34 protein-coding genes are annotated in these 24,747 nt (G+C 67.5%); 25 read left to right on the plus strand and 9 right to left on the minus strand.

Annotation, left to right across the window (positions count from 1 at the left end):
• Positions 1-92: 92 nt before the first annotated feature.
• From AC4PRM_RS08665 to AC4PRM_RS08710, 10 genes are read left to right on the plus strand one after another with little or no spacing between them, the layout of a single operon-like run.
• Complete coding sequence (locus tag AC4PRM_RS08665) at positions 93-1,034, plus strand: MBL fold metallo-hydrolase (protein ID WP_492039551.1); 942 nt, start codon at positions 93-95, stop codon at positions 1,032-1,034.
• Positions 1,035-1,045: 11 nt separating this feature from the next.
• Positions 1,046-1,480 (plus strand): YeeE/YedE family protein, encoded by a 435-nt coding sequence (locus AC4PRM_RS08670; RefSeq protein WP_492039552.1) that lies wholly within the window; start codon positions 1,046-1,048, stop codon positions 1,478-1,480.
• A complete protein-coding gene (locus tag AC4PRM_RS08675) occupies positions 1,477-1,896 on the plus strand; it encodes a DUF6691 family protein (protein ID WP_008259144.1) in 420 nt (139 codons plus the stop codon). Before AC4PRM_RS08670 ends, AC4PRM_RS08675 begins: the two co-directional genes overlap by 4 nt.
• A gap of 29 nt (positions 1,897-1,925) precedes the next feature.
• Positions 1,926-2,348: a protein tyrosine phosphatase family protein gene (locus AC4PRM_RS08680; RefSeq protein WP_492039553.1), complete on the plus strand. Its 423-nt coding sequence runs from the start codon at positions 1,926-1,928 to the stop codon at positions 2,346-2,348.
• Positions 2,345-3,622: an NAD(P)/FAD-dependent oxidoreductase gene (locus AC4PRM_RS08685; RefSeq protein ID WP_008260866.1), complete on the plus strand. Its 1,278-nt coding sequence runs from the start codon at positions 2,345-2,347 to the stop codon at positions 3,620-3,622. Before AC4PRM_RS08680 ends, AC4PRM_RS08685 begins: the two co-directional genes overlap by 4 nt.
• An 8-nt stretch (positions 3,623-3,630) precedes the next feature.
• Positions 3,631-4,425 carry a sulfite exporter TauE/SafE family protein gene (locus AC4PRM_RS08690; RefSeq protein ID WP_008264059.1) on the plus strand — a complete coding sequence of 265 codons (795 nt, stop codon included), beginning with the start codon at positions 3,631-3,633 and terminating at the stop codon, positions 4,423-4,425.
• A gap of 9 nt (positions 4,426-4,434) precedes the next feature.
• Positions 4,435-5,862: a cytochrome ubiquinol oxidase subunit I gene (locus AC4PRM_RS08695; RefSeq protein ID WP_008263196.1), complete on the plus strand. Its 1,428-nt coding sequence runs from the start codon at positions 4,435-4,437 to the stop codon at positions 5,860-5,862.
• Positions 5,852-6,853: a cytochrome d ubiquinol oxidase subunit II gene (gene cydB, locus AC4PRM_RS08700; RefSeq protein ID WP_492039554.1), complete on the plus strand. Its 1,002-nt coding sequence runs from the start codon at positions 5,852-5,854 to the stop codon at positions 6,851-6,853. Before AC4PRM_RS08695 ends, cydB begins: the two co-directional genes overlap by 11 nt.
• Positions 6,853-6,981, plus strand: a complete 129-nt coding sequence (locus AC4PRM_RS08705) for a DUF2474 domain-containing protein (RefSeq protein WP_194943540.1) — start codon at positions 6,853-6,855, stop codon at positions 6,979-6,981. The genes cydB and AC4PRM_RS08705 overlap by 1 nt, the downstream gene beginning before the upstream one ends.
• The gene (locus AC4PRM_RS08710; protein WP_492039555.1) at positions 6,978-7,454 is read left to right on the plus strand and encodes a methyltransferase family protein; all 477 of its coding nucleotides are present in this window, start codon (positions 6,978-6,980) and stop codon (positions 7,452-7,454) included. Before AC4PRM_RS08705 ends, AC4PRM_RS08710 begins: the two co-directional genes overlap by 4 nt.
• Positions 7,455-8,100: 646 nt before the next feature.
• On the opposite strand, the gene AC4PRM_RS08715 is transcribed toward AC4PRM_RS08710, so the two are convergent.
• On the minus strand, positions 8,101-8,526 hold the full coding sequence (locus AC4PRM_RS08715; protein ID WP_008259726.1) for a DUF305 domain-containing protein: 426 nt from the start codon (positions 8,524-8,526) through the stop codon (positions 8,101-8,103).
• 57 nt (positions 8,527-8,583) lie between these two features.
• A complete protein-coding gene (locus tag AC4PRM_RS08720; RefSeq protein WP_040349360.1) occupies positions 8,584-8,859 on the minus strand; it encodes a metal-sensitive transcriptional regulator in 276 nt (91 codons plus the stop codon).
• A 102-nt stretch (positions 8,860-8,961) separates the two neighbouring features.
• Here AC4PRM_RS08720 and AC4PRM_RS08725 point away from each other — a divergent pair, with 102 nt between their 5' ends.
• The 6 genes from AC4PRM_RS08725 to AC4PRM_RS08750 all read left to right on the plus strand — a co-directional run bounded on the left by AC4PRM_RS08725 (position 8,962) and on the right by AC4PRM_RS08750 (position 13,947).
• Positions 8,962-11,316 (plus strand): heavy metal translocating P-type ATPase, encoded by a 2,355-nt coding sequence (locus AC4PRM_RS08725; RefSeq protein WP_040349359.1) that lies wholly within the window; start codon positions 8,962-8,964, stop codon positions 11,314-11,316.
• A 147-nt stretch (positions 11,317-11,463) separates the two neighbouring features.
• Positions 11,464-11,958, plus strand: coding sequence for a DUF305 domain-containing protein (locus AC4PRM_RS08730; RefSeq protein WP_228763639.1), 495 nt, complete (start codon positions 11,464-11,466; stop codon positions 11,956-11,958).
• A 117-nt stretch (positions 11,959-12,075) separates the two neighbouring features.
• A complete protein-coding gene (gene copC / locus AC4PRM_RS08735; protein WP_008260662.1) occupies positions 12,076-12,438 on the plus strand; it encodes a copper homeostasis periplasmic binding protein CopC in 363 nt (120 codons plus the stop codon).
• A gap of 4 nt (positions 12,439-12,442) precedes the next feature.
• Complete coding sequence (gene copD / locus AC4PRM_RS08740; RefSeq protein ID WP_008260446.1) at positions 12,443-13,357, plus strand: copper homeostasis membrane protein CopD; 915 nt, start codon at positions 12,443-12,445, stop codon at positions 13,355-13,357.
• Positions 13,358-13,419: 62 nt separating this feature from the next.
• On the plus strand, positions 13,420-13,752 hold the full coding sequence (locus AC4PRM_RS08745) for a hypothetical protein (RefSeq protein ID WP_040349358.1): 333 nt from the start codon (positions 13,420-13,422) through the stop codon (positions 13,750-13,752).
• 48 nt (positions 13,753-13,800) lie between these two features.
• Positions 13,801-13,947 (plus strand): hypothetical protein, encoded by a 147-nt coding sequence (locus AC4PRM_RS08750; RefSeq protein WP_164952583.1) that lies wholly within the window; start codon positions 13,801-13,803, stop codon positions 13,945-13,947.
• A 98-nt stretch (positions 13,948-14,045) separates the two neighbouring features.
• Here the strand turns inward: AC4PRM_RS08750 and AC4PRM_RS08755 are convergent, their stop codons facing one another.
• From AC4PRM_RS08755 to AC4PRM_RS08765, 3 genes are read right to left on the minus strand one after another with little or no spacing between them, the layout of a single operon-like run.
• Positions 14,046-14,537 carry a YybH family protein gene (locus AC4PRM_RS08755; protein WP_419756318.1) on the minus strand — a complete coding sequence of 164 codons (492 nt, stop codon included), beginning with the start codon at positions 14,535-14,537 and terminating at the stop codon, positions 14,046-14,048.
• A gap of 49 nt (positions 14,538-14,586) precedes the next feature.
• Positions 14,587-15,063, minus strand: coding sequence for a DUF411 domain-containing protein (locus tag AC4PRM_RS08760; protein ID WP_409615123.1), 477 nt, complete (start codon positions 15,061-15,063; stop codon positions 14,587-14,589).
• Positions 15,060-16,214: an acyltransferase family protein gene (locus AC4PRM_RS08765; protein ID WP_492039556.1), complete on the minus strand. Its 1,155-nt coding sequence runs from the start codon at positions 16,212-16,214 to the stop codon at positions 15,060-15,062. Before AC4PRM_RS08765 ends, AC4PRM_RS08760 begins: the two co-directional genes overlap by 4 nt.
• Before the next feature lie 140 nt (positions 16,215-16,354).
• Here AC4PRM_RS08765 and AC4PRM_RS08770 point away from each other — a divergent pair, with 140 nt between their 5' ends.
• The 7 genes from AC4PRM_RS08770 to AC4PRM_RS08800 all read left to right on the plus strand — a co-directional run bounded on the left by AC4PRM_RS08770 (position 16,355) and on the right by AC4PRM_RS08800 (position 21,406).
• On the plus strand, positions 16,355-16,621 hold the full coding sequence (locus AC4PRM_RS08770; protein WP_205911595.1) for a hypothetical protein: 267 nt from the start codon (positions 16,355-16,357) through the stop codon (positions 16,619-16,621).
• Positions 16,618-17,058, plus strand: coding sequence for a Spy/CpxP family protein refolding chaperone (locus tag AC4PRM_RS08775; protein WP_008264166.1), 441 nt, complete (start codon positions 16,618-16,620; stop codon positions 17,056-17,058). Before AC4PRM_RS08770 ends, AC4PRM_RS08775 begins: the two co-directional genes overlap by 4 nt.
• A gap of 9 nt (positions 17,059-17,067) precedes the next feature.
• The gene (locus AC4PRM_RS08780; protein ID WP_008260971.1) at positions 17,068-17,637 is read left to right on the plus strand and encodes an RNA polymerase sigma factor; all 570 of its coding nucleotides are present in this window, start codon (positions 17,068-17,070) and stop codon (positions 17,635-17,637) included.
• 128 nt (positions 17,638-17,765) lie between these two features.
• Entirely contained in the window at positions 17,766-19,577 is a 1,812-nt protein-coding gene (locus AC4PRM_RS08785) for a copper resistance system multicopper oxidase (RefSeq protein WP_008264371.1), read from the plus strand.
• Positions 19,574-20,767: a copper resistance protein B gene (locus AC4PRM_RS08790; protein WP_492039557.1), complete on the plus strand. Its 1,194-nt coding sequence runs from the start codon at positions 19,574-19,576 to the stop codon at positions 20,765-20,767. The genes AC4PRM_RS08785 and AC4PRM_RS08790 overlap by 4 nt, the downstream gene beginning before the upstream one ends.
• Before the next feature lie 17 nt (positions 20,768-20,784).
• Positions 20,785-21,171: a copper resistance CopC family protein gene (locus AC4PRM_RS08795; RefSeq protein WP_278069300.1), complete on the plus strand. Its 387-nt coding sequence runs from the start codon at positions 20,785-20,787 to the stop codon at positions 21,169-21,171.
• 10 nt (positions 21,172-21,181) lie between these two features.
• On the plus strand, positions 21,182-21,406 hold the full coding sequence (locus AC4PRM_RS08800; RefSeq protein ID WP_419756321.1) for an ammonium transporter family protein: 225 nt from the start codon (positions 21,182-21,184) through the stop codon (positions 21,404-21,406).
• A 52-nt stretch (positions 21,407-21,458) separates the two neighbouring features.
• Here AC4PRM_RS08800 and AC4PRM_RS08805 read toward each other — a convergent pair whose 3' ends face one another.
• Genes AC4PRM_RS08805 through AC4PRM_RS08815 form a run of 3 tightly spaced genes read right to left on the minus strand, consistent with a single transcriptional unit; the run spans position 21,459 to position 22,455 of the window.
• The gene (locus tag AC4PRM_RS08805; protein ID WP_419756322.1) at positions 21,459-21,818 is read right to left on the minus strand and encodes a bleomycin resistance protein; all 360 of its coding nucleotides are present in this window, start codon (positions 21,816-21,818) and stop codon (positions 21,459-21,461) included.
• A 35-nt stretch (positions 21,819-21,853) separates the two neighbouring features.
• Entirely contained in the window at positions 21,854-22,072 is a 219-nt protein-coding gene (locus tag AC4PRM_RS08810; RefSeq protein ID WP_083793340.1) for a GDCCVxC domain-containing (seleno)protein, read from the minus strand.
• A complete protein-coding gene (locus AC4PRM_RS08815) occupies positions 22,069-22,455 on the minus strand; it encodes an MFS transporter permease (protein ID WP_419756323.1) in 387 nt (128 codons plus the stop codon). The genes AC4PRM_RS08810 and AC4PRM_RS08815 overlap by 4 nt, the downstream gene beginning before the upstream one ends.
• 62 nt (positions 22,456-22,517) lie before the next feature.
• Here AC4PRM_RS08815 and AC4PRM_RS08820 point away from each other — a divergent pair, with 62 nt between their 5' ends.
• Positions 22,518-22,922, plus strand: a complete 405-nt coding sequence (locus tag AC4PRM_RS08820; RefSeq protein ID WP_040349355.1) for a MerR family transcriptional regulator — start codon at positions 22,518-22,520, stop codon at positions 22,920-22,922.
• A 40-nt stretch (positions 22,923-22,962) separates the two neighbouring features.
• Here the strand turns inward: AC4PRM_RS08820 and AC4PRM_RS08825 are convergent, their stop codons facing one another.
• Positions 22,963-23,376, minus strand: coding sequence for a four-helix bundle copper-binding protein (locus AC4PRM_RS08825; protein WP_040349354.1), 414 nt, complete (start codon positions 23,374-23,376; stop codon positions 22,963-22,965).
• A 931-nt stretch (positions 23,377-24,307) separates the two neighbouring features.
• Here AC4PRM_RS08825 and AC4PRM_RS08830 point away from each other — a divergent pair.
• Complete coding sequence (locus AC4PRM_RS08830) at positions 24,308-24,736, plus strand: DUF411 domain-containing protein (RefSeq protein ID WP_134581245.1); 429 nt, start codon at positions 24,308-24,310, stop codon at positions 24,734-24,736.
• Positions 24,737-24,747: the final 11 nt, after the last annotated feature.

The following is a 24,747-nucleotide window of genomic DNA, read 5'->3' on the forward strand; positions in this document are numbered from 1 at the left end:
AGCGCTTCCCACCGTTTCCGCTACATTAAAATACATACTTGCACGAACTATGAATGGGTATATGTGTTGAGTCACCGAAACGGAGACACGCCATGTCCTCGCACACCCCCGATCCCGCCCGCGACCACGCCGCCGACATCGTGCGCACCGCGCTGGGCGATCCTCGCCAGCGCCCTGTCGTCAGGTCATTCTTCGACGAAGCCACCTTCACCGTCAGCCATGTCGTGCGCGATCCGGGCTCCGACGTCTGCGCCATCATCGACAGCGTCCTGGACTACGATCCGGCGTCCGGCCGCACCGCGCACGCTTCTGCCGACGCCCTCATTGATTACGTGAAATCCGAAGGTCTCACGGTCCAGTGGCTGTTGGAGACCCACGCCCACGCCGATCACCTGTCGGCGGCACCCTATCTCCAGGAAAAGCTCGGCGGTCAGCTGGCCATCGGCCATGAGATCCTCACCGTCCAGGCGGTCTTCGGCAAGATATTCAACGAAGGGACCGACTTCCGCCGCGACGGCAGCCAGTTCGACCATCTGTTCAACGACGGCGACCGGTTCGAGATCGGCGGGCTGAAGGCCACGGTGCTGCATGTGCCCGGCCACACCCCGGCCTGTCTGGCCTATGTCATCGGCGACGCTGTCTTTCCCGGCGACACCATGTTCATGCCCGACTACGGCACGGCGCGCTGCGACTTCCCCGGCGGCGACGCCGGGACCCTGTATCGCTCGATCCATCGCCTGACCTCCCTGCCGGACGAGGCGCGGGTCTTCCTGTGCCACGACTACAAGGCGCCGCCGGGCCGGACCGAGTTCGCTTGGGAGACCACCATCGGCGCCCAGCGCACCGGCAACATCCATATCCGCGACGGCGTCAGCGAGGACGAGTTCGTGGCCATGCGCACCCAGCGCGACGCGACCCTGCCGATGCCCAAGCTGATCCTGCCGTCGGTCCAGGTGAACATGAACGGCGGCCGCCCGCCCGAGCCCGAGGACAATGGGGTGCGCTACCTCAAGGTCCCGCTGAACGCGCTGTGAGGCGAGCCCCCATGCTTGAACCCATTTCCTTCGTCTGGCCGCTGGCCGGCGGCCTGCTGGTCGGCCTGTCGGCCGGTCTCTACCTGTTGCTGAACGGGCGCGTGGCCGGGATCTCCGGCCTGACCGCTGCGGCGACCGGCCTGTCGAAAGGCGCGCCGCGTACCCTGGCCCTGCTTTTCATCGCCGGCCTGCTGGGCGGCGCGGCCCTGGCCTCGGCGCTGATCCGCAGGCCCGAGGTGCAGATTACCTCGGACATCTGGCTGCTGGTGCTCGGCGGCCTGATCGTCGGCTTCGGCACCCGCTGGGGCTCGGGCTGCACCAGCGGCCACGGCGTCTGCGGCCTGGCCCGCCTGTCGCCCCGCTCCATCGTCGCCACCGGCACCTTCATGGCCGTCGCAGCCCTGACCGTCTTCGTCACCCGCCACCTGTTGGGAAGCCTGGCATGAACCGGCTGATCGTCGCCGTCCTGTGCGGCCTGCTGTTCGGCGCCGGCATGGTGGTGTCCGACATGATCAACCCGGCCCGCGTCCTGGCCTTCCTGGATGTGACGGGCGCCTGGGACCCCTCGCTGGCCTTCGTCATGGGCGGGGCGCTGATCCCCTCCGCCATCGCCTATCTGATCCGCCGGCGCATGGAGACGCCGGTCGCGGCCGAGACCTTCCATGTGCCTGAGAGCCGCACCATCGACACCCCTCTGGTCGGCGGGGCCGTCCTGTTCGGCCTGGGGTGGGGGCTGGTCGGTCTGTGCCCCGGCCCGGCGCTGGCGGCCCTGACGACCGGCGCCTGGCAGGCCTTCGTCTTCGTCGGCGCCCTCGTGGCCGGCATGGCGCTGTTCCGCCTGACGCTCGACCGAAATGCCTGAACCAGAAAAGACCCTAGGGAGACAAAGCCATGGATATCCGCCCCCTGGACGAGGCCCTTTCCGCCTCGCCCCAGATCGCCCCGGAAGACCTGCCCGCCATCGCGGCCCAGGGTTTCCGGTCGGTGATCTCCAGCCGACCCGACTGCGAGGAGCCCGGCCAGCCCAGCGCCGAGGCTCTGCGCCAGGCCGCCGAGGCCGCCGGTCTGGCCTTCGCTCATGTTCCCGTGGTCGGCGGCGCCATCTCCGACCAGGACGTGGCGGATTTCCGCGAGGCTCTGGCTGACCTGCCCCAGCCCGTGTTCGGTTTCTGCCGCACCGGCACGCGCACGACCACCCTGTGGGCGCTCACGAACGCCGGCTCGGAGAGCCCCGATCATCTGATCGCCCGCGCCAAGAGCGCCGGCTACGACCTCGGCGCCCTGCGTCCCCGTCTTGAAGGAGCCGCGTCATGAGCGCCCAATACGCCCTCCTGGATTCCTGCGATGTCCTGATCGTCGGCGGCGGATCCGCCGGCATCGCCACGGCCGCCAGCCTCCTGCGCCGCCGCCCAGGCCTCGATGTTCGCATCGTGGAGCCGTCCGAACATCACTACTATCAGCCCGGCTGGACCATGGTCGGCGCCGGCGTCTTCACGCCCGAGCGGACCCAGCGCCGCACCGAGGACCTGATCCCCCAAGGCGCCCAGTGGGTGCGTGGCGCGGTCGCGGCCTTCGACCCCATCCATGATCGCGTCGAACTGACCGACGGCCGCTGGATCGGCTATCGGATGCTGGTCGCGGCGCCGGGGCTGAAGCTGGACTGGGCGGCCATCCCTGGCCTGGCCGAAACCCTGGGACGCAACAACGTCACCTCCAACTACGGCTACGAGACTGCGCCCTACACCTGGAAGCTGGTGCAGGCAATGCGCAGCGGCCGGGCGATCTTCACCCAGCCGCCCATGCCGATCAAATGCGCCGGCGCCCCGCAAAAGGCCATGTATCTGTCAGCCGACCACTGGCGCGACAACGGCCGCAACGACATCGAGATCGAATTCCACAACGCCGGCCCGGTGTTGTTCGGGGTCAAGGACTACGTCCCGGCGCTGATGGAATATGTCCGCAAATACCGCATCGACCTGAACTTCGGGTCGAAACTCGTCGCGGTGGACGGCCCGGCGCGGATCGCGACCTTCGCCGTGACGGGTGCGGACGGCGAAGTGCGCCAGGCGCGGCGCGAGTTCGACTTCCTGCACGTCTGCCCGCCGCAGACCGCGCCGGACTTCATTCGCGAAAGCCCGCTGGCCGCCGAAAGCGGCTGGATCGAGGTGGACGACGCCACCTTGCGCCACAAGCGGTTCGAAAACGTCTTCGGCCTGGGCGACGCCTGCTCGGCGCCCAACGCCAAGACCGCTGCGGCCGCCCGCAAACAGGCGCCCGTCGTGGCCGAGAACATCCTGTCGCTGCTGGACGGCCAGCCGATGCGGGCGGTCTATGACGGCTATGGCTCATGCCCGCTCACGGTCGAGCGCGGCAAGATCGTCCTGGCCGAGTTCGGCTATGGCGGCAAACTTCTGCCAAGCTTCCCGAAATGGATGCTCGACGGCACGAAGCCGACCCGTCTGGCTTGGCACCTGAAGGCTCAGGCCCTGCCCGAGATTTATTGGCTGGGCATGCTGAAGGGCCGCGAATGGCTGGCCAGTCCCGAGCACGTCGAGCCCGCGATCCAACCTCGTCCCGCCGTCGCCTGAGCCGGATCATGGACCTGTCCCCGCTGCAGTACGGCCTCGGCGCCGGCGCCGGCTCGCTGGTCGGCTTCACCCTCGGCCTGGTCGGCGGTGGCGGGTCCATCCTGGCCGTGCCGCTGATCGTCTATCTTGTGGGGGTCAAGGATCCGCATCTGGCGATCGGCACCAGCGCCTTCGCCGTCGCGGCCAACGCCTTCGCCAATCTGCTCAACCACGCGCGCCACGGCACGGTGAAATGGAAGATCGCCGGCCTGTTCGCCTTGGCCGGCGTCTTCGGCGCCTTTCTCGGCTCCAGCCTGGGCAAGGCGGTTGACGGTCAGAAGCTGCTGGCTCTGTTCGCCGCGCTGATGCTGGTGGTCGGGGTGCTGATGCTGAGAGGCCGCTCGGCCTCGGGGGACCCCGACGTGGTGCTAACGCCGGGCAATGCGCCGAAGCTCGTGGGAGCCGGCGCCCTGACAGGGATCATGTCCGGCTTCTTCGGCATCGGCGGCGGCTTCCTGATCGTCCCTGGCCTGATGGTCTCGACCCGCATGCCCATCTACTATGCGGTCGGCTCGTCGCTGGTCGGCGTGACGGCCTTCGGCCTGACGACGGCCTTCAACTACGCCCTGGACGGCTGGGTCGACTGGCCACTGGCGGCCGTCTTCATCGGCGGCGGGGTGTTGGGCGGTCTGGTCGGCGCACGGCTGGCCAAGGCCCTGTCAGGACAAAAAGGCCTATTGAACACAGTGTTCGCCGGGCTGATCTTCGTCGTCGCCTTCTATATGCTTTACCGCAGCGCCGGCGCGCTCGGCCTGATCGGGTGAGACCACACCATGGAACTTGACGCCCTGATCCTGGCGCGGATGCAGTTCGCCTTCACCGTCGCCTTCCATATCGTCTTCCCCGCCTTCTCCATTGGCCTCGCCAGCTATCTGGCCGTGCTGGAGGCCCTGTGGCTGAAGACGGGGCGAGACCTCTATCTGAACCTGTTCAAATACTGGCTGAAGATCTTCGCCGTGGCCTTCGGCATGGGCGTCGTTTCGGGTTTGGTCATGTCCTACCAGTTCGGCACCAACTGGTCGGTCTTCTCCGACAAGGCCGGACCGGTCATCGGCCCCTTGATGGCCTATGAGGTGCTCAGCGCCTTCTTCCTGGAGGCGGGTTTCCTGGGCGTCATGCTGTTCGGCCTGAACCGCGTCGGCAAGAAGCTGCACTTCCTGGCCACCCTGATGGTCGCGATCGGCACCTTCGCCTCGGCCTTCTGGATCCTGTCGGTCAACAGCTGGATGCAGACCCCGCAAGGCTACGCCATCAACGAGGTCGGCCAGTTCGTACCGGCCGACTGGTTCAAGATCGTCTTCAATCCCTCCTTCCCCTATCGCCTCGCCCACATGCTGCTGGCGGCCTATCTGACCACCGGCCTGGTGGTCGGCGCGGTCGGGGCCTGGCACCTGATGAAGGAGCGGACGAACAAGGGGGCGCGCAAGATGTTCGCCATGGCCATGGGCATGATCCTGGTCGCCGCCCCGGTCCAGATCTTCATCGGCGACATGCACGGGTTGAACACCCTGGAGCATCAGCCCGCCAAGGTCATGGCGATGGAAGGCCATTTCGAAAGCCACCCGGACGGGGCGCCGCTGATCCTGTTCGGCATTCCTGACCGCGAGGCGGCCACCGTCCACGGCGCGGTCGAGATCCCCAAGCTGTCGTCCCTGATCCTGAAGCACGATCCGAACGCGCCCCTGGCCGGTCTGGACACCATCGCCCGCGCCGACTGGCCGCCGGTCGAGATCGTCTTCTGGTCCTTCCGCGTCATGGTCGGCCTGGGCATGGCCATGCTGCTGCTGGGGCTCTGGGGGCTTTATGCTCGCCTGCGCAAACGCCTCTACGATGCGCCCTGGCTGCACCGCTTCGCCCTGATCATGGGGCCGATGGGCTTCGTCGCCGTGCTGGCGGGCTGGATCACCACCGAGGTCGGCCGTCAGCCCTGGACCGTCTATGGGCTGCTCCGCACCGCCGACAGCGCGGCGCCCCTGGCGGCGCCCGCCGTCGCAACCTCCCTGGCCGCCTTCGCTGTGGTCTATTTCACCGTCTTTGGCGCCGGGGTCTTCTACATCCTGCGTCTGATGAGCCATGCGCCGCACCGGGACGAGCCGGGCGTGGCGGAAACCCCGATCCGCACGGCGGGCATCACCCCCGCCCCCGCCATCGACCCGGACCGCCCCATCCCGACCGGCGAGGAGACCGATCATGAGCGTTGATCTGACCCTGGTCTGGGCCGGCCTGCTGGCCTTCGCCGTCTTCGCCTATATCGTCATGGACGGGTTCGACCTGGGCGTCGGCATCCTGTTCCCGACGCTGAAGGCCGGGGACCAGCGCGACAAGGCGATGAACTCGATCGCCCCGGTGTGGGACGGCAATGAGACCTGGCTGATCCTGGGCGGCGGCGGCCTGTTCGCCGCCTTTCCCCTCGCCTACGCCGTGTTGATGCCGGCGGTCTATACGCCGATCATCGCCATGCTGCTGGGGCTGGTTTTCCGGGGCGTCGCCTTCGAATACCGCTGGCGCACGGTACGGGCCAAGCCGGTCTGGGACATCGCCTTCTTTGGCGGCTCCCTGCTCGCCGCCTTCTCCCAGGGCGTGACCCTGGGGGCGATCCTGCAGGGGGTCGAGGTATCGGGCCGCGCCTATGGCGGCGGCTGGTGGGACTGGCTCAGCCCCTTCAGCCTGCTGACCGGCGCCGCCGTCGTCGTCGGCTACGCCCTTCTGGGGGCCACCTGGCTGAACATGAAGACGGAAGGCGCGCTCCAGACCCACGCCCGCGCGCAAGCCTGGAAACTGGGTCCGGCGACCCTGCTGATGATCGGCGCGGTCAGCCTGGCCACCCCCTTCCTCGACGGCGAATACGCCCGGCGCTGGTTCGACTGGCCCGGCGTGCTTCTGACGGCCCAGGTGCCGTTGCTCGTTCTGATCGTCGCGGCCGCCTTCTTCTGGACCATGCGTCAGAAGCGCGAAGTCTGGCCCTTCCTGCTGTCGCTGGGCCTGTTCGCCGTCACCTTCGCGGGTCTGGGCGTCAGCGTCTTCCCCTACGCCGTGCCCGACGAGATCACCCTCTGGCAGGCCGCCGCCCCGGCCTCCAGCCAGCTGTTCATGCTGGTCGGCGCCCTGATCCTGATCCCGATCATCCTGGCCTACACCGCCTATGCCTACTGGGTGTTCCGGGGCAAGGTCGGCGACGACGGTTACCACTGATGCGTCGCGACTCCAGAAACGGGCTCCGGCAGGGCCTTTGGTTCGTCGCCCTCTGGGTGCTGGGCGTGGGTGTCCTGGGCGTGATCGCCTATCTGCTGCGCGGCGTTCTCAAGCTGGCCGGCGGGTGACGCCGCAGGCGCCGAACCGCTGGCCCTGGCCGCCGCTCATCACGGGCGGCGCCGTCCTTGTCGCGCTCCTCATGGCGCGTCTATGGGCCCCGCCCGCCCTCTTCCCCGGCGCCTTCGCCGCCGGCGGCCTCTTGGTCGGGCTCGCCCTTGGTCTGGACCTGTGGGCCATGGTGGAGATGCGGCGGCGGCACGCAAACATCCTGCCGCACCGGGCGGCGACCGCTCTGGTCACGACCGGTCCGTTCGCCTGGAGCCGCAACCCGATCTATCTCGCGAACGGGCTGCTTCTGCTCGGCCTCGGGGGCCTGTTCGACAACGCCTGGTTCTTCGTGGCCGCCCCCGTCGCCGCCTTCGCCACCGACCGTCTCGCCATCCGGCGCGAGGAACGACACCTGGCGGCCCTCTTCGGCGCGGCGTGGTCCGTGTACGTGGGCCGGGTGCGCCGCTGGCTGGGCCGGCGGATGACGTCGTGATCCCCTTTCGCCCGGCCCACAGACGCCTCCCTATCCCGTCGCTTCGTCACTACCGTGAGGTTACGGGGCGCGGCATGTGAACCAAGCAGCTATGCTCCGCTCATTACTCCGCAATCATCTCGTCAGGGGGCGCCTTATGACTGCCCCTCACTCCCACTCGATTACACAAATTACCCCAAGCCGCTGATCGGCTTGGGGTTTTTTCTCGCATATCGGTCGCCGGACCGATTGAATAACCGACAAACGGGAAGTATTCTGAAAACATTCAGAAAATTCTAAGCAATAACATTTGCGTGAATTCGTCATCTTTTGCGGTCTATCGGACTTTCTGAGCACCGAGATGCAATGCAACGAGTTCGATTCGCCTTGCCACTTTGCACCATCACTCGGACGTACACTGTATCTCATGCGCATGTTCGTCGTCGAGCTTACCGGCTCGATCGTATGGCGATAGCGACAAGCGTCGTCGATGCCTGTCATGCCGCGCTCGACGACCGGAATGCAAACGCCGCACTGGCTTTGCGGCCGACGGCGTCCTGATTTTCGACGACGGCGGGACTGGCCGATCGGTCTTTCGCCACGAGGACGACAGATGGCGGATTACGCACATCCGTTGGTCCTCGGACGCGGTGCCCTGATCTCGCGATCAGGCGGCGGGAGTCGCTGACGCTCCCTTCTGGGCGAGCCAGGCGTCGATCAGGGTGATTTCGCGCTCCTGAGCCGAGATCACCGCCTGGGCCAGGTTCCGCGCTTGGGCGTCCTTGCCTTGCGCGAGCTCCACACGGGCCATCGAGACGGCTGCGACGTGGTGACCTCGCATCTGCGTCATGAAGTCGATGTCCGCGTCCCCGGTGAAGGGAGGCATCGCCTCCATCATCGTGTTCATCGATGCCTTGTAGCCTTGGGTGGCGACGGAGTCGCCGGGCGCAGGCGCAGCCATGCCGCCCTCCATTCCGCCATGGGCGTCCGCCGCTGCGGCGGCCTCAGGCGCGGCTACGGCGGGCTCTTCGGCTTGCGGGGAACAGGCCGTAGCCAAGGCGCAGGCGGCGAGGACGAGGCTGATGCGTTTCATGACGGCTCCTTGGGATCCGACGTTAGCGACCAGGAGGGCCCATTCGTTCCGCCAACTCTACCGTCCGGCCCGCGCCAAGAGCTCGATCAGCTCGCCGGCCTTGGCCTTGCGATCCTCGGGATCGTCGCCGGTCATGGCGCCCATGACGCAGTGGTCGAGGTGATCCCGTAGCACTTCGGTCTCCACGCGATGGAGCGCGGCTCGAACGGCCTGAAGTTGGGTCAGCAAGTCGACGCAATACCGGTCATCTTCAACCATGCGGGAGATTCCCCGCACCTGGCCTTCGATCCGGCTGAGCCTGTTGAGGACTTTGGGTTTCGTGTCGGTTTGCATGCGGCCTGTCCTCCTGAGCGCCCCCATATACCCCAGACGGGTATCTTGCGATATACCCCCCATGGGTATATGTGAGCCCTTCGGTCAGCCGGAGAGAGCGACATGTCCACGCATCCTCACAATCATGCCTCGGGTCACGCCTGCTGCGGGGCGAAGGCCTTGGATGGCGCGGCTACGGTCAAGGATCCCGTCTGCGGCAAGTCGGTCGATCTCACGACTACCGCTCACCGAGCCAGTCATGGCGGTCAGGACTATTTCTTCTGCTCGGCGGGGTGCCGGACCAAATTCATCGGCGATCCGATGCGTTACCTGAACCCTCGCGTGGAGGCCGAGCCGGCCGTTCCCGGCGCCATCTACACCTGCCCGATGCACCCCGAGATCCGGCAGGAAGGCCCAGGCTCCTGCCCGATCTGCGGCATGGCGCTTGAGCCGGAGACGGTCACGGCGGAAGCCCCGCCCAACCACGAGCTGATCGACTTCACCAGACGCTTTTGGGTTGGTCTGGTCCTGACCCTGCCGGTCTTCGCCCTGGAAATGGGCGGACACCTGGCCAATCTCCACATGTTCATCCCGGGCCAGATGTCGAACTGGATCCAGTTCGCTTTGGCGACCCCCGTGGTTCTCTGGTGCGGCTGGCCCTTCTTCGAGCGCGGCTGGACATCGCTGCGCACCCGGCGGCTGAATATGTTCACCCTGATCGCCATGGGGGTCGGCGTGGCATGGCTTTACAGCGTCGTGGCCGTCGTCGCGCCAACCCTGTTCCCGCCCGCCTTCCTGAAGGCCGACGGAAGCGCGCCGGTGTATTTCGAGGCGGCGGCGGTCATCACCGTGCTGGTCCTCGTCGGGCAGATTCTGGAACTGCGCGCCCGCGAACAGACGTCGGGCGCGATCCGAGCCCTGCTGGACCTCACGCCCAAGACCGCGCGCCGAATCCGGGCGGACGGCGTCGATGAAGATGTCTCGCTTGACCAGATCGCCGTCGGCGACCGCCTGCGGGTAAGGCCCGGAGAGAAGATCCCGGTCGATGGCGAACTCCTGGAGGGTCGGGTCGCTGTCGACGAATCCATGGTGACCGGCGAGTCCATGCCGGTGACCAAGGATGTCGGCGACCGCGTCGTGGCCGGCGCGCTCAACAAGACCGGATCCTTCATCATGCGCGCCGACAAGGTGGGCGCCGACACCCTGCTGTCGCAGATCGTCCAGATGGTGGCCCAGGCCCAGCGCAGTCGCGCCCCGATCCAGCGGCTGGCCGATACGGTCTCCGGATGGTTCGTTCCCACGGTGATCGCGATCGCCCTGCTCGCCGCCGTCGTCTGGGGCCTGGTCGGTCCCGAGCCCCGTTTGTCCTACGCCCTGGTCGCCGCCGTTTCGGTGCTCATCATCGCCTGTCCCTGTGCGTTGGGTCTGGCGACGCCGATCTCGATCATGGTCGGGGTGGGACGTGGCGCCCACGCCGGCGTCCTGATCAAAAACGCCGAGGCGCTCGAACGCTTCGAGAAGGTCGACACTCTCGTTCTGGACAAGACCGGCACCCTGACGGAGGGCCGTCCGTCGGTAACGGCGATCCTGCCCGCCCTCGGCTTCGTTGAAGCCGACATCTTGCGTCTTTCGGCCAGCCTCGAGCGGGGCAGCGAACATCCGTTGGCCGACGCGATTGTCCGGGCAGCCAAGGACCGGGACATCCCCCTTACCGAGGCCGTGGACTTCGACAGCCCGGTCGGTCGCGGCGTTCGCGGGACGATTGAGGGCCGCCAGGTCGCCCTGGGCAACACCCGTTTTCTCGGCGAGCTTTCGATCGACGTCTCCGCGCTGGAGCCGAAGGCGGAGGCCCTTCGCCACGACGGCGCCACCGCCATATTCGTGGCGATCGACGGAAAGGCGGCCGGGGTCATCGGCATCGCCGATCCCATCAAGGCCACCACGCCGGCTGCGATCCTCGCGCTGAAAGCGGCCGGTCTGCGGCTGGTGATGATGACCGGGGACAACCGGACGACGGCCGAAGCGGTCGCGCGTCGCCTCGGCATCGACGAAGTCCAGGCGGAGGTTCTGCCGCAGGACAAGGCGTCTGTCGTTCAACAGCTTCGTTCGCAGGGTCGGATCGTCGCCATGGCGGGGGATGGCGTCAACGATGCCCCTGCCCTCGCCGCAGCCGATGTCGGCGTCGCCATGGGGGCGGGTTCGGACGTCGCCATCGAGAGCGCCGGCGTCACGCTGCTGGGCGGTGATCTGCAAGGCATCGTGCGCGCACGGCATCTGTCCCGTGCGGTGATGGGCAACATCCGCCAGAACCTCGTTTTCGCCTTCGGCTACAACGCCCTTGGCATCCCCGTGGCGGCTGGCCTGCTTTATCCCGTCTTCGGCTGGCTTCTCTCGCCTGCCCTTGCGGCGCTCGCAATGGCGCTCTCCTCGGTCAGCGTCATCGGCAATGCGCTGAGACTGCGCGCGGTGAGGCTTTAGCCAAGATAGGCAATCAACAGTCCGCCCACCCACCCAAGGGAGGAACCGGCTGTGACGGGCCGGATTGATTCAGACGCTGACCGCAGTCTCCAAGCATTCGCAGCGGCAGGCGATGACGAACTGAAATTTCTGAAGAGGATACGGACGATGTCTCATCAACAGATGGACCACGGCGGTCAAGGCAACGCTCGTGGACTTGGCCCTTACCGAAGCCTGTACCTGGAGTTGGCGCTCGACTTCGTCATCATGTACCTGGTCATGTACACGATGATCGCCACGCTCGGTCACTTCTATCTCAACCTGAACAACGTCTACATGACCCTGATGATGGTCGCGCCGATGGCGGTCCTCATGCTCGTCTTCATGCGGTCCATGTACCCGTCGCGCAAAACAAACCTGGCCATTGGCGCGGTCGCGGCCGTGATCTTCGTCGGCAGCTTCATCGGCATGCGCACCCAGGCGTTCGTTGGCGACGACGAATTCCTGCGATCGATGATCCCGCACCATTCCGGGGCCGTGTTGATGTGCGAGCAAGCCTCCCTGACAGATCCGGAGATCATCGCTTTGTGCGACGGCATCGTGCGTGGTCAACAGGCGGAGATCGCCCAGATGCAGGCGCTCCTCGAGAAGCGTCGCCGCTGACCCCGGCGTGCGGGGGAAGGCCTCAGCCGCCGCCCGCTTCCTCTTCATGAGGGACGCGGTCGTGTGGCGCGTAGAGAAGCAGAAGGCCGGGACCGGCCAAACGTCTGGAGACTGAGTATGCGTTACTTCCACCCCGCGCCCTTCATCGCCGTCGCGGCGGTCGTGGCCTTCGCCGCCGGACCGGCGGCGGCCCACGCTCGCCTGGTCAGCGCCACCCCGGCGCCCGACTCCACCGTGGCCGCGACCCGGACGCTGACCCTGACCTTCAGCGAACGCAGCGTTCCCGCCTTTTCCGGCTTCGACGTCGTCAATGCGGCGGGGGAGAAGATCGCGATCCGCACCTCGGTGGCCGAGGACGGCAGGACCCTCACGGGCGCGCTGGCTCGCCCGCTGGCCGCCGGCGCCTACCGTGTCGACTGGCGTATCGCGTCGAGCGACGGCCACCGCATGACGGGATCCTACGCCTTCACGGTGCGCTGACGCCGTGCTGGAAGTCGCGGTCATCGCGCTTCGCTGGCTTCAATACGGCGGCGGCGTCGTCCTTCTCGGCGCGCCGCTGTTCCTTCTCTACAGCTTCAAAGACGCCGACGCGCCGAACCTGGAATGGTCGCGACCGACATTGCGCCTCGCCGCGATCATCGTCGCGCTCGGCTCGCTCGCCGCCCTGGTGGCACAGACGGCCGTCATGGCGGGGTCGCTGGGCGAAGCCGTCAAACCCGCGTCCCTGTCCTTCATGGTCACCGGCACGGCCCTGGGCATGGCGATGGTCGTGCGGGCCGCCGCCGCCTTGCTTGGGCTCGTCGCCTTGGTCGCCCTGAAACCCGGTCGCGCGCTCTGGAGCGTGACGGCCGCCTTGGGTCTGATGGTGGCCGCCAGCTTCGCGTGGACGGGTCACGGCGCGGCCACCGAGGGCCCTGGCGGGCCCCTCCATCTTGTCGCCAACATCATTCACGCGGTGGCAGCGGCCTTGTGGCTGGGCGCCCTGGCGGCGTTGACGGCCCTGCTTCTGCGCCGAGCCGGTCCGGACGACCTTGCAATCCATCGCGCCCTGCATGGCTTCGCCGGCCTTGGAACGCTCGCGGTCCTGTTGCTGGTGCTGACCGGTCTCGTGAACAGCTGGTTCCTGATCGGTCCCGAGCGCGTGGCGTCGATCGCGGGCAACCTCTACGGCCAGCTTCTGGTCGCCAAGCTCGTCCTCTTCGGTTTGATGCTTGCGCTGGCGGCGAGCAACCGGTTCCGGCTGACGCCGACACTGGGCTCTGCGCTGGAGACGGGCCAACCCTCCGTCGCCGCCATGAGCGCGCTCCGGCGCAGCCTGTTGATCGAAACGGGTCTGGGACTCGCCCTGATCGGCGTCGTGGCGGTCATGGGAACCCTGCCGCCCCCGGCGTCTCTGTAGGCTCGATTGCAATGATCAAAATGAGATCGTCGCTCCGCCGACCGTTGAAGTATGATCAGACAATGCCGTTCCTGCGTCATGACCTCGTCCGACTGACGACCGCGCTGCTCGCGGCGTTTGCCATGCTGTTCGTGTCCACCGCTTCGATCGCCTGCGAAGCTCCGGTCGATCCGGATATGGCGTCCATGTCGATGAGCGGCGACGGCGTCCCGTGCGAGCCGAAGACCGTCAGGATCTCATGCCATAAGGCGTGTCTGGCCATCTGCCAGGGCCTTGTCCCCCAGGGCGGTGAATCCACCCCCGCACGGGTCTATGCGTCTGTCCTCTATCCATCCCTTGATGCGCGGCATGCCGATTTCACCGTGGAGGCGGACGACCCGCCCCCACGACGCTGATCCTGTTGAAGATGACCGAACTCATTCAATCAAACAGAGATCAAAACCATGAAACGCACTCTCACCCTCGCAGCCCTGGTGCTGCTGGCTTCCGGTTCAGCCGCCTTCGCGGCCGCGCCGGACGCCGTGGCGCAGGCCGTATGCGCTTGCTGCGACGCTATCGCAGCCTGCGCGGAAGCCTGCACCTGCTGCTGATCGTATGATCGGGGACGCCCGCCCGCGAGGGCGGGCGTCTTCTCGATGTTCCTCACCGACGTCGCAGGGCCGGCGACCCGCTGGCGCGGGCCTGAGCGTCAGCCGGGCGCGCGCGACGACCAGTGAATGTGGTGGATGCGCCAGCCGTCGGCATGGCGTTTGAGGACCATGGTTTCGGTCGTCAGGCGGTCCACGGCACGGCCGTTGAATTGGCCCGTGGTGCGGCCTTCGCTGGCGATCCAGGCGATGTCCCCATCGGCCCATCCCGATCTGCGCGTCACCGTCGCTTCAGAGGCGGCGGCGAAGGCGGCGTCCGAGCCCAGGTGATGGGACGCATACTCGTCGCGCGATCGCTCCGCGCCACCCTCCTCGAAGATCATCACATCCGGCGCCATAATTGCCAGGGCGACGGCCGTGTCGCCGGCCTTCAGGGCGACGTGAAAGGCGTCGACGGCCGCCGCCGCGTCCGCAGCTTCCGCGGCGACCGAGCCGGCGGCCTGGGCATGCCCGTGGGCGTGGTCCTGGGCGAAGGCGGGTGTCGCCGAAAGAACGGCGAGCGACAGGACGAGGGCGAGAGAGGTGCGGGACATGGCGAACTCCGGATTGTGGGTGATCTGAACGGGCTGAGCGCGATCTGCGTCAGGCCGGCGGGTTGTGGCGGGCGAACACGCGGGTCGCGCCCGAGCGAAGCACCAGCAGGGTGTCGTAGGGCTCCTTGCGCCCCTGCGGCGTCTCCATGCCGGGCGAACCGAGCGGCATGCCCGGGACCGCGACGCCCACCGCCGCCGGTCTCTCGGTCAGCAGTCGAATGACGTCCGGGGCCGGCACATGACCCTCGACCAGATAGCCCTCGATCAGACCGGTATGACAGGAGGCGAGCGCGTCCGGCATGCCCCGGCTGCTCCGGACCGATTGAAGGCTTGGAAGGACGGTGATGGTGGTGGTGAAGCCCGCCTGGCGCATGTGCGCGATCCAAGCATCGCAGCAGGCGCAGGTGGGCGTCTTGAAGACCGTGAGGTTTCTGGACGGACGGGTCTGGGCGCAGGCGGACCCGCCCATGCCGATGAAGACGGCCGCGCCCATGAGTAGACGACGGTTCAGATTGGCGGGATTCAAAAGGGTTCTCCCTGATCGCTGTGGACGGATCGCTGCGCCTCGACAGGGTCGGCGCGCTGCGGCGCCAGCCGCGCCCGCAACCACCGTCGGCCAGGCTGCTCGACGAAGACATGGATGGCGGCCGCGGCGGCGAGCGTCAACACAAGCATGGCGGCCAGTTCGACCAGGCCCATTCGATAGTCCGCACCCCAGCCGGAGAACGCCTGCGCCGCATTGCGCCACACCATCAGGATGGGGATGTGGACGAGATAGAGGGCGAACGACGCTTCGCCGGCGAACAGAAGGACGGGGTGAGACAGGAAGGTCCGGACCGGAGCCTTGGCCAGCAGGCCGAGCGACAGGATGAAGGGACCGGCCGCCGCCACGATGACCCGGTCGTCGGCGCCGATCTGCATGAGCGTCAGCAGCAGGGTCGTGGCGACCAGGGCGCCCATGAGGGACATTCGCGGCGAAGGCGTCCAGCGCTGACCGAGATAGTAGAGGCCAATGCCGTAGAGGAATTCGGGAATGATGCGCAGGATCCCGAGGCTGTCCTCAGCCCGAGGCAACATCCGGCCGAACCAGGCGCGGTAGAAGGCGTCAAGGGCAACGAACAACAGCATGGCGAGGGCGATCAGGACCCACGGCCTGGCCCGCAGCCGGAGCGCGAGGGCGGCATAGGCGGGGAAGGCCAGATAGGCGAACCACTCCGCCGACAGCGACCAGGCCGGTCCGTTCCAGAGCGCCATGCTCTCTCGCGGGAACCACGCCTGGACGAGCAGAAGGGTGCCCGCGAAGTCGACGGGATTGAACCGGCCAGGCTCCAGCCCGACACCGAACACAGGCGCGATCAGCACCAGCCCAAGCATGGCCAGGAGGATGAACAGGTGAGCCGGATATATCCGGGCGAGGCGCGCCGCCAGGAATCGACCGTAGTTCGGGGCCCGGTCTCCCTGCAGGTAGACGTGGGTCAGGATGAAGCCCGACAGGATGAAGAAGACATCCACGCCCAGGCGCGCGCGGTTCAGCAAGCCCGCGCTCTCCGCCGGGAGCGTCCAGTAGAGCTGGAAGTGGAACAGCACGACGCCGAGGGCGAGAAAGAACCTCACGCCCGTGAGTTGATCGAGCACGTCGGGGAATGGAACCCGCGTGGGCCCTGATCTGTCGCTCACGTCTTTTCCCCGGACGACAGGGCGCGTCCCGGTCGTTCTCTGGTATCTACGCGGGCGACGGCTCGTCCCCTCGTGAGGGGACCGGAAGGCCGGCGCGTATGGCAGATGGGGCGTGACGCAGGTGCGCAATGACTGACGACATGAATGAACTGATCGCAGCGGTCGGGCCGGGCGACGCCGGCCGGCTGGTCGGCATGGAAGACGCGGTCTGGGTGCGGATCGGCGAACGCAGGGAGCGCGCCCGCATGGGTCAGGTCCGGGTCGCCGCCGTTGCGCTCGCTCTGGTGATCGGCGTCGCGAACGGAGGGCTGATGCTCATGGCTCCACGGCCGGAGCCGTCCGAGATGCGGATTTTCACCGTCTCGGCGGGCTTGTCGCCTCTCTCCGGCCTGGACGTTCGGGGATGAGAGCCTCCTGGAAGTCGATCGTCATCACGGCCATCCTGGCCGCGCTGGCCAGCGGCGCGGCGACCTGGGCGAGCGCGACCTGGGTCATGCGGGAGCGGCAGCCGCCAAGCCTGCACAGCGTCGTCCATGAGAAACTCGACCTGAGCCCTGAGCAGGATCGACGGCTCGACGTGGTCGAAGCCCGGTTCGCCGCTCTGCGGCCGGCGCTCGAAGCGGAAGTGCGCGCGGCCAATCGCGAACTGGCGGCCGCCATCGCCGCCAGTGACGGCGACACGCCCCAGGTCCAGGCCGCGGTCGATCATTTCCACGCCGCCATGGGCGATCTGCAGAAGGCGACAATCACCCATGTGTTCGAGATGCGATCCGTCCTGACCCCGGCGCAGGCCGAGGTGTTCGACGCCGCGGTCGTCGAGGCCCTGCACGACGACGCCGGCTAAGCGGCGCGCGTGTGTGCCGAGCAGAGCATCGAGGCCCGTGCGGCGACCGGAGACCGGGCCGCCTTCACCGCCTTGATGGCCGCCACAAAGGCCGATCTCTACCGGTTCGTGCGCCGCTATGTCGGCGACGAGTCCGAAGCGCATGACGTGCTTCAGGAAAGCTATGCGTCCGCCTGGCTCGCCCTGCGGCGGTATGATCCGGCGCGGCCGTTCGACGTCTGGCTTCGCTCCATCGCCCTCAACAAATGTCGAGACTGGGGCCGGCGGCGCGCGGTCCGCCGGGTTGTGCGCGGCGTCATGGGCCTGGAGGCGCCCGAGGCGGCGGCGGTGGGCGACGATGCGCCGTCACCCGAGACACGGCTGGACGATCAGCGCAGGGCCGAAGCTCTGCAACGCGCCTTGCGGGACCTTCCCGACGCCCTGAAGGGGCCGCTTCTGCTCGCCACGCTCGAGGGACGGTCTCACGCCGAGATCGCCTCGATCCTCGGTATTACGCCCAAGGCGGTCGAGACCCGCGTCGCCCGCGCCCGCAAGACCTTGACGGCGGCTTTGGCCCAAGCTTCCGGCGGAAACGCTTGACCTTGCCCTGATGGGAAGATGCACAAGCTGCAATCCCGACGTCTGCGGCATCCTGACGCGAGGGATACGCCGCCCGGCCGCGTATCTGAACGAACGGCTGAATAGCCCGACCAAGGAATTTCTCGCCTATGTCCACGCCCCGCCTCGATCGCCGAACGCTTCTCCGTGGCGCAGCCGCCGGCGGCGGGCTGCTGGGCCTGCAGGGTCTGCTCCCCGCCTGGGCGCAAACCGGATCGGCGGGACTGCGGGCGGATCTTCCGACGCTGACGGGACCGAACATCGACCTGACCGTCGGACACACGCCCTTCACCGTGGGCGGCCGCACCGGCCATGCGGTGACCATCAACGGCGTTCTGCCGGCGCCGCTGCTACGCCTTAGAGAAGGCCAGAACGTCCGGCTAGCGGTGACCAATACGCTGGACGAGGACACCTCAATCCACTGGCACGGCCTGCTCGTCCCGTTCCAGATGGATGGTGTGCCCGGCATCAGCTTCCCCGGCATCAAGGCCCGTGAGACCTTCGTCTACGAGTTCCCGATCAAGCAGTCGGGCACCTTCTGGTATCACAGTCACTCTGGCCTACAGGAGGCGATGGGTCACTACGGCCCAATCGTGATCGACCCGGCGGGCGCCGATCCGGTCGCCTACGACCGCGAGCATGTGCTGGTCCTGTCGGACTGGAGTTTCATGCATCCGCACGAAATCCTGGCCAAGCTGAAGAAGAGCCCGGGTTACTTCAACCAGCAGCGCACCACGCTGGCGGGGCTCATGGACGGCAGCGACCGCATGAGCCTGGAGGAACGGCGCATGTGGGGCCAGATGCGGATGGACCCGCGCGACATCCTCGACGTCAGCGGGTCGACCTACACCTATCTGATCAACGGCCATGGACCGCAGGAGAACTGGACCGGCCTGTTCCGGCCCGGCGAGCGGGTGCGGCTGCGCATCATCAACGCGTCGGCCATGTCCATCTTCAACGTTCGCATCCCGGGCTTGCCGATGACCGTGGTGCAGGCCGACGGCGAGAACGTGCGCCCGGTCGAGACGGACGAGTTCCAGATTTCGGTCGCCGAGACCTACGACGTCATCGTCCAGCCGACCGAGGACCGCGCCTACACCATCGTCTCCGAAGCCATCGACCGGTCCGGCATGGGCCGGGCGACCCTGGCGCCGCGCCTGGGCATGACCGCCGAGGTCCCTCCCCTGCGAGAGGTCCCGAACCTCACCATGCGCGACATGGGCATGGGCGGAATGGATCACGGCGCGATGGCCGACATGTCCGGTATGGATCATGGCGCGATGGCCGGCATGGACCACGCGGCTCCGGCCCAGAACGCGCCCGCGGCCGGCGAGATGGCCGGGATGTCCATGTCGGGCATGAACATGCGCGATCCCGAGAACGCTCCGCCCGACATGGCGGTGGGCGTCGGCGTCGATGCGATCGCCATGGACCCCGCCAACCGTCTGGGTGAGCGTCCGATCGGTCTCACTACAGTCGATCATCGCGTCCTCGTCTACACCGACCTGGTGTCGCTCCAGCCGAACAAGGACCCGCGCCCCCCGTCTCGGACGATGGAGATCCACCTGACAGGCAACATGGAGCGGTTCATGTGGGGCTTCGACGGCCGAAAGTTCAGCGAACTGGTCGAACCGATCCGCTTCGAGCGCAACGAGCGGGTGCGGGTGACCCTGGTCAACGACACCATGATGGCCCACCCGATCCATCTGCATGGTCATTTCTTTGAACTGGTGACCGGCGGACCCACCGGTCACCAGCCCCTCAAGCATACGGTCAACGTCGCGCCCGGCGGCAAGGTGACCTTCGATCTGACCGCCGACGCGCCCGGCGACTGGGCCTTCCACTGCCACATGCTGATGCACATGCACGCCGGCATGTTCAATGTTGTGACGGTGCGGCCCATGGACGGAGCCGCGTCATGAGCCGCCTCGCCGTCGCCCTCGCCCCGCTGGTGCTCGCCGTCAGCGCCTTCAGCGCCCAGGCCCAGGACACTCACACGGGCCACACTATGCCGGCGACCGCGGCGCCGACACGCCCCGCGCCAGCACCGCGGCCCACGCCACAGGCGCCGGCCCGACCGGCGCAGGATCCGCACGCCGGTCACGTCATGCCGCCCGCGCAGACGCCGCCCGCCGCGGATCCGCATGCAGGCCACCAGATGCCGGCGCAGCCCGCGCCCGTAGACCCGCACGCGGGACACCAGATGCCGGCGGCGACGCCCGGCCAGGCTGATCCGCACGCGGGCCACGACATGTCGGCCATGTCGCCCGCGCAGACCGACCCTCACGCCGGGCATGACATGTCGACCATGAGCATGGGGCCGCCCGATGTGGCGACCAGCGCCGACAATCCCGGCCGTCCTCCGGAGGACCCGCTCCCGGCCGCCGCCCTGGCCGGCCCTGCCCACGCCGCCGATCTCGTCTTCGGCGCCGAGGCCATGGCCGCCTCTCGCCGGACCCTGATTCACGAAAACGGCGACGTCCGCACCACGGCCGTCATTCTCGATCGCCTCGAAGCCGGCTTCGGCGACGACGGCGAGACCTACCTCTGGGACGTCCAGGGCTGGACGGGCGGCGACATCAATCGCTTCTGGTGGAAGTCCGAGGGCGAAGGCGACTTCGGCGGCGCGCTCGAGGAGGCTGAAGTCCAGGCGCTCTACAGCCGCGCGGTCACGCCCTTCTGGGACGTTCAGGCCGGCGTGCGTCAGGACTTCCGGCCCGACGGCGAGGACACCACGCATCTGGTCCTCGGCCTGCAGGGCCTGGCGCCCCATTGGTGGGAAGTCGACGCCGCCGCCTTCCTGTCGACCGACGGCGACCTGACCGCCCGCGTCGAGGCCGAATACGACCAGCGCATCACCCAGCGCCTGATCCTTCAGCCCCGCCTCGAAATCGACGCTTCAGCCAGCGACATTCCGGAACTGGAGATCGGTTCGGGCCTGTCCTCGATCGAGGCGGGCCTGCGACTGCGCTACGAATTCCGCAAGGAGTTCGCCCCCTATGTCGGCATCGAGTGGAGCCGCGCGTTCGGCGATACCGCCGACTACATCGAGGCCCGAGGCGGCGAGACCGACGACACCCGCTTCGTCGTCGGCCTCAAGGCCTGGTTCTAACCGAAGGAGACCACCCCATGATGATCCGCACTCTCGTTGTCACCGCCGCCCTCGCGTTCGCTGGCGCCGCCGCCGCCCAGGACCCGCATGCGGGTCACGCTATGCCGGCCCAGGCCGCTGTGCCCCAATCTGGCATCACGACCGTCCCTGCGAATGGCGCGATGACCCAGGGGTCGCCCGAGCGGTTCAGCGTCACCTTCCCCCACGCCATGGTCCTCAAGACCGTCGCCCTCTCCGCCGAGGGGCAGGCTCCGGTCGACGTCACTGTCCCCGCCGCACCGGCCGCCGCCACCGTCGGCGTGGCTCTTCCGCGCCTCGCGCCGGGCACCTACACTGCCGCCTGGACCGCCGAAGGCCCGGACGGTCACAAGATGTCCGGCTCCGTCAGCTTCATGATTCACTAGGAGAACGACGATGAAAGTTTCCAACCTGCTGGCCGCCGCCGGCGCGATCGTGACCCTGAGCGCCGGCGCGGCCCTCGCCGCCGAGGGCTGCGAGTGCTGCAAGGACATGGCCGCGGACGCCGCCATGAGCTGCTGCGACGAGATGAAGACCGAGCCCGCCCCGCCCGAGCCGACGCCGCCCGCCCCGGCGCCGTCGGATACGCCCGCGCCTCAGGGCCACGCCGACCACAACTGATCGTCGCATCGATGGTTTCCGGCGGTTTCCCGTGGGGGAGCCGCCGGACGCCTCAGTTCTGGATAAGGCGGATCAAGTTTCCGTCCGGGTCGATGAGCGCGCCGATCCGCAGTCCCGACTCCTCAAGCTTCGGCGCGTGCAGGCGGGGGTGGCCCCAGCTGGTTTCCGGCAATCCTGAAACGACGCACCCTGCGTAAAACCCGTCCAGGTCGTCCAGCCGCAGGCAGCAGCCGAAGTTGCTGGTCAGCGGATCCACGTCCGGATGCGGGAAGAACTCCAGCGTCAAACCGCCTCTTTTCAGGATCATCCAGCCTTTGTCGCGCCAGTCCTGGTCGAAGCCCAGTCGAGTGTAGAACTGGGACGTAACTTCGAAATCCCGCGACGGTAGGTTGGGCGTGGCGTGGTCGGTCACGGCGAACTCCGGGAATGCAGCAATGCCGCCGTAGCCTAGCTGCAACACCCCTTGCCATCTACCTGGATCGGCGGACACGGCACGTCGGCATAGGAGCAGAACACGCAGCAGTCGCCGGGTAGGGGCTTCAGCTTCACGCCGCAGCCGAGACAATCGTAAAACCAGATGCAGGCGTCGGTGGGCATGGTCTCCGTCGCAACATGACCGCAATCCGGGCAGGTCAGCGTCGAATCCAGAACGATGGCCCGGGTCATCGCATGGCCGCCAGTCGCGGCATGACCCACGGCTCGATGTACGGCTGCCAGGCCATGGAAAGGACGATCAGCAGACTGGCGATCACCAGCAGCCAGAAGGCGAGCCGCGAAGGGTGGCGGCAGGCCCCGTCTTTCCGACACATCCGCAGGCGACGCCAATGCAGCAGCCAGCCCGCGGCCAGGATGACGGCGGCCAGAAGCGTCAGCCAGTTCCGCGCACCCGCGATGACCGCGGCGCCGGCGAAGGATACGCCCGCCACGGACAGAGCCAGAGGCAACACGCAGCACGCGGCCCAGGCGAACACCGAGGCGACACCGCCGAGGGCGGCCGAGGCGCTGATGGCGACCTCGGGCATGCGGGGCCGGTCGTAATCGATGGCCATAGGACCTCCCGTTCGATTTCTGCTACAGGCTACAACCCGTAGCCGCTACGGGATCAAGAGCCATGTCCGCACGAAGTTTGACGATCGGGCGCCTCGCTGACAGCGCCGGGGTGAACCTGGAAACGGTGCGCTACTACGAACGTATCGGGCTGATGCCCGCGCCGGCCCGGACCGAGGGCGGCCACCGCAGCTATGAGCCGGAACACGCCCAGCGTCTGCGCTTCATCCGCCGGTCGCGCGAACTGGGCTTCGGCATCGACGCCATTCGGCGCCTGATCGCGCTGAGCGAGCCGGGCGTTCAGGCGTGCTGCGAAGTCCGCGACATGGCCCAAGACCACATCGCCAGCGTGGACGCCAAGATCGAGGATCTGCAGAGGCTACGGAAAGTGCTGAGGCAGGCTGTGGCCGACTGCAGTGAAGGCGGACGGGTTAGGTGCCCGGTGATTGATGAGCTGGGCTCGAGCTAGCGTCGAAGCTACGACCCTGTGCCGATGACAGCGGTCAGCCTCAGTGCCGTGAAGGCCTGATCGACGCGGCCGCCTCGCGGCAAGCATCTTCGCAACGCCGGCATTCTTCGGCGCAGATACGGCAATGCTCGTGCATCTCGGCGTGCTTCTCGCACTCGATGGCGCAGTCGGCGCAAGCCTCGGCGCAGGTCTCGAGCATGCGCTTGATCAAGGCCTCGTTGCTGCCGGCGCGCCGCACGGCGAGCCCGGCCGTAGCCAGACAGACATCGGCGCAGTCGAGATCGAGCCGGATGCACTGGGTCAGGTCCCTGACCATCTCCTCGGCCAGGCAGGCGTCAGCGCAGATGCGGCATACGGCGGCGCAGCCGTAGCCCGCTTCGATCGCGCGAATGAGGCTGTCGTTCACGCTGCCGCGTACGTCGGGGTGGGTGCTGATCATTGGTTGGATTTGCATCGGAGGCTCCCTCGGGTGATCGGGATCCAACCCCGGCGCCGGGACGATGTTCCGAACGGCGACGCCTCCCGACCTCGTCAAACCCGTACTTCGCCGAGCCGAGATCATGTGGAAATGCGGTGGACCGGACATCAGGGGCCGGCCGGCGACCTCAAGCTCACATGCATTCGACCACGGATCACTGAACCGCTTGCGATTTGGATCTCCGCACTTGCCCGCGAGTTCATCTACAATCGGCGGCGCAACCGAGATTGTGGGGTCGGCGGGCTCCGGAACAGAGAGGCGCTGGTCTTGAGCCAGGGACGTAATGCGTCGGCCCGGGCGCGCCGGGCCGGCCTCGTCCTCGCTGCCCTCGAGGGCCGAAGGCTCGTCTTCGCGAGCGGGCCCGCGCGAAAAGTCAGCCTGTTGGTCGCGCGCGCCGTGTTGCGCCTTATACGGCCGGGCGGAGGCCGTTGCCGCTCACATGCAGTTTTTGGCGCCTTCGGGGCCCCGCAAGCGTCGGCGGGCTAGCTCTCGACGCCACGGTTCGCCGCAGCGGACGCTTCGCCTCCGGCTTCCGCCGGCTCCTCAATCCCGTCGCCCATGACCATTCCACGGGGATCAGCGCTTGCGTGACCGGCCTCGTACGGTCGCGATACGTCAGCGAAGGCATGGTTGCGAGACCCCGGGCGCCTCAGGCGAACGGATTCGCTTGGCCGGGCCGGCCGAGCAGGGGGCTGTGTCCTGCCCGGGCGGGTGCGGGCCTTCTACCAGAGGTTCCGCTGCGATATGGGCGGACTTAGCCGGCGCTCAACGCCTGGGCGACGTCAGGTCAGGGCGCGACAACTGCGCCCGTCGCCAAACCGGCCCGCGCCCGCCATGGTGGGATTTGGACTCCCAAGGAGCGCTCACTTTGGTTCAAACTCGCCCGCGCTTGTCCCGCCGGACCCTCGTGTTCGGCCTGCCCCTGGTCGCCGTGGCCGGCCCGGCCCTCGCCGCGCCCCCGAAACGGATGATCGCCTACAAGACGCCATGGTGCGGCTGCTGCGGCGGCTGGATCGCCCACATGCGCCAGGCGGGCTGGAACGTCGAGGTCGTCGAGCGCGAGGATCTCGCCCCGATCCGGGCCCGGCATGGCATTCCGGACCGCCTCGCCTCGTGCCACACAGCGGTGGTCGGCGCCTACGCCATCGAGGGCCATGTTCCGTCGAGCGATGTCGAGCGGCTGCTCGGCGAACGCCCCGCCGCCCGCGCACTAAGCGCGCCCGGCATGCCGGCGGGCTCGCCGGGCATGGAGGCCGCCGGGCGCGAACCCTATGCGACCGTCCTGATCCTCAACGACGGTTCGACCCGCGTGTTCGGTCGCCACAACGGGGCCTGAGAAGGCGCACC

The organism is Brevundimonas sp. DW-iso22 (assembly GCF_058725425.1).

Bases quoted from the DNA above. Each gene is read 5' to 3' on its own strand.
- AC4PRM_RS08665 (WP_492039551.1), top strand. From the start codon at position 93: ATGTCCTCGCACACCCCCGATCCCGCCCGCGACCACGCCGCCGACATC.
- AC4PRM_RS08670 (WP_492039552.1), top strand. From the start codon at position 1,046: ATGCTTGAACCCATTTCCTTCGTCTGGCCGCTGGCCGGCGGCCTGCTG.
- AC4PRM_RS08675 (WP_008259144.1), top strand. From the start codon at position 1,477: ATGAACCGGCTGATCGTCGCCGTCCTGTGCGGCCTGCTGTTCGGCGCC.
- AC4PRM_RS08680 (WP_492039553.1), top strand. From the start codon at position 1,926: ATGGATATCCGCCCCCTGGACGAGGCCCTTTCCGCCTCGCCCCAGATC.
- AC4PRM_RS08685 (WP_008260866.1), top strand. From the start codon at position 2,345: ATGAGCGCCCAATACGCCCTCCTGGATTCCTGCGATGTCCTGATCGTC.
- AC4PRM_RS08690 (WP_008264059.1), top strand. From the start codon at position 3,631: ATGGACCTGTCCCCGCTGCAGTACGGCCTCGGCGCCGGCGCCGGCTCG.
- AC4PRM_RS08695 (WP_008263196.1), top strand. From the start codon at position 4,435: ATGGAACTTGACGCCCTGATCCTGGCGCGGATGCAGTTCGCCTTCACC.
- cydB (WP_492039554.1), top strand. From the start codon at position 5,852: ATGAGCGTTGATCTGACCCTGGTCTGGGCCGGCCTGCTGGCCTTCGCC.
- AC4PRM_RS08705 (WP_194943540.1), top strand. From the start codon at position 6,853: ATGCGTCGCGACTCCAGAAACGGGCTCCGGCAGGGCCTTTGGTTCGTC.
- AC4PRM_RS08715 (WP_008259726.1), bottom strand. From the start codon at position 8,526: ATGAAACGCATCAGCCTCGTCCTCGCCGCCTGCGCCTTGGCTACGGCC.
- AC4PRM_RS08720 (WP_040349360.1), bottom strand. From the start codon at position 8,859: ATGCAAACCGACACGAAACCCAAAGTCCTCAACAGGCTCAGCCGGATC.
- AC4PRM_RS08725 (WP_040349359.1), top strand. From the start codon at position 8,962: ATGTCCACGCATCCTCACAATCATGCCTCGGGTCACGCCTGCTGCGGG.
- AC4PRM_RS08730 (WP_228763639.1), top strand. From the start codon at position 11,464: ATGTCTCATCAACAGATGGACCACGGCGGTCAAGGCAACGCTCGTGGA.
- copC (WP_008260662.1), top strand. From the start codon at position 12,076: ATGCGTTACTTCCACCCCGCGCCCTTCATCGCCGTCGCGGCGGTCGTG.
- AC4PRM_RS08745 (WP_040349358.1), top strand. From the start codon at position 13,420: ATGCCGTTCCTGCGTCATGACCTCGTCCGACTGACGACCGCGCTGCTC.
- AC4PRM_RS08750 (WP_164952583.1), top strand. From the start codon at position 13,801: ATGAAACGCACTCTCACCCTCGCAGCCCTGGTGCTGCTGGCTTCCGGT.
- AC4PRM_RS08755 (WP_419756318.1), bottom strand. From the start codon at position 14,537: ATGTCCCGCACCTCTCTCGCCCTCGTCCTGTCGCTCGCCGTTCTTTCG.
- AC4PRM_RS08770 (WP_205911595.1), top strand. From the start codon at position 16,355: ATGAATGAACTGATCGCAGCGGTCGGGCCGGGCGACGCCGGCCGGCTG.
- AC4PRM_RS08775 (WP_008264166.1), top strand. From the start codon at position 16,618: ATGAGAGCCTCCTGGAAGTCGATCGTCATCACGGCCATCCTGGCCGCG.
- AC4PRM_RS08785 (WP_008264371.1), top strand. From the start codon at position 17,766: ATGTCCACGCCCCGCCTCGATCGCCGAACGCTTCTCCGTGGCGCAGCC.
- AC4PRM_RS08790 (WP_492039557.1), top strand. From the start codon at position 19,574: ATGAGCCGCCTCGCCGTCGCCCTCGCCCCGCTGGTGCTCGCCGTCAGC.
- AC4PRM_RS08795 (WP_278069300.1), top strand. From the start codon at position 20,785: ATGATGATCCGCACTCTCGTTGTCACCGCCGCCCTCGCGTTCGCTGGC.
- AC4PRM_RS08800 (WP_419756321.1), top strand. From the start codon at position 21,182: ATGAAAGTTTCCAACCTGCTGGCCGCCGCCGGCGCGATCGTGACCCTG.
- AC4PRM_RS08810 (WP_083793340.1), bottom strand. From the start codon at position 22,072: ATGACCCGGGCCATCGTTCTGGATTCGACGCTGACCTGCCCGGATTGC.
- AC4PRM_RS08815 (WP_419756323.1), bottom strand. From the start codon at position 22,455: ATGGCCATCGATTACGACCGGCCCCGCATGCCCGAGGTCGCCATCAGC.
- AC4PRM_RS08820 (WP_040349355.1), top strand. From the start codon at position 22,518: ATGTCCGCACGAAGTTTGACGATCGGGCGCCTCGCTGACAGCGCCGGG.
- AC4PRM_RS08825 (WP_040349354.1), bottom strand. From the start codon at position 23,376: ATGCAAATCCAACCAATGATCAGCACCCACCCCGACGTACGCGGCAGC.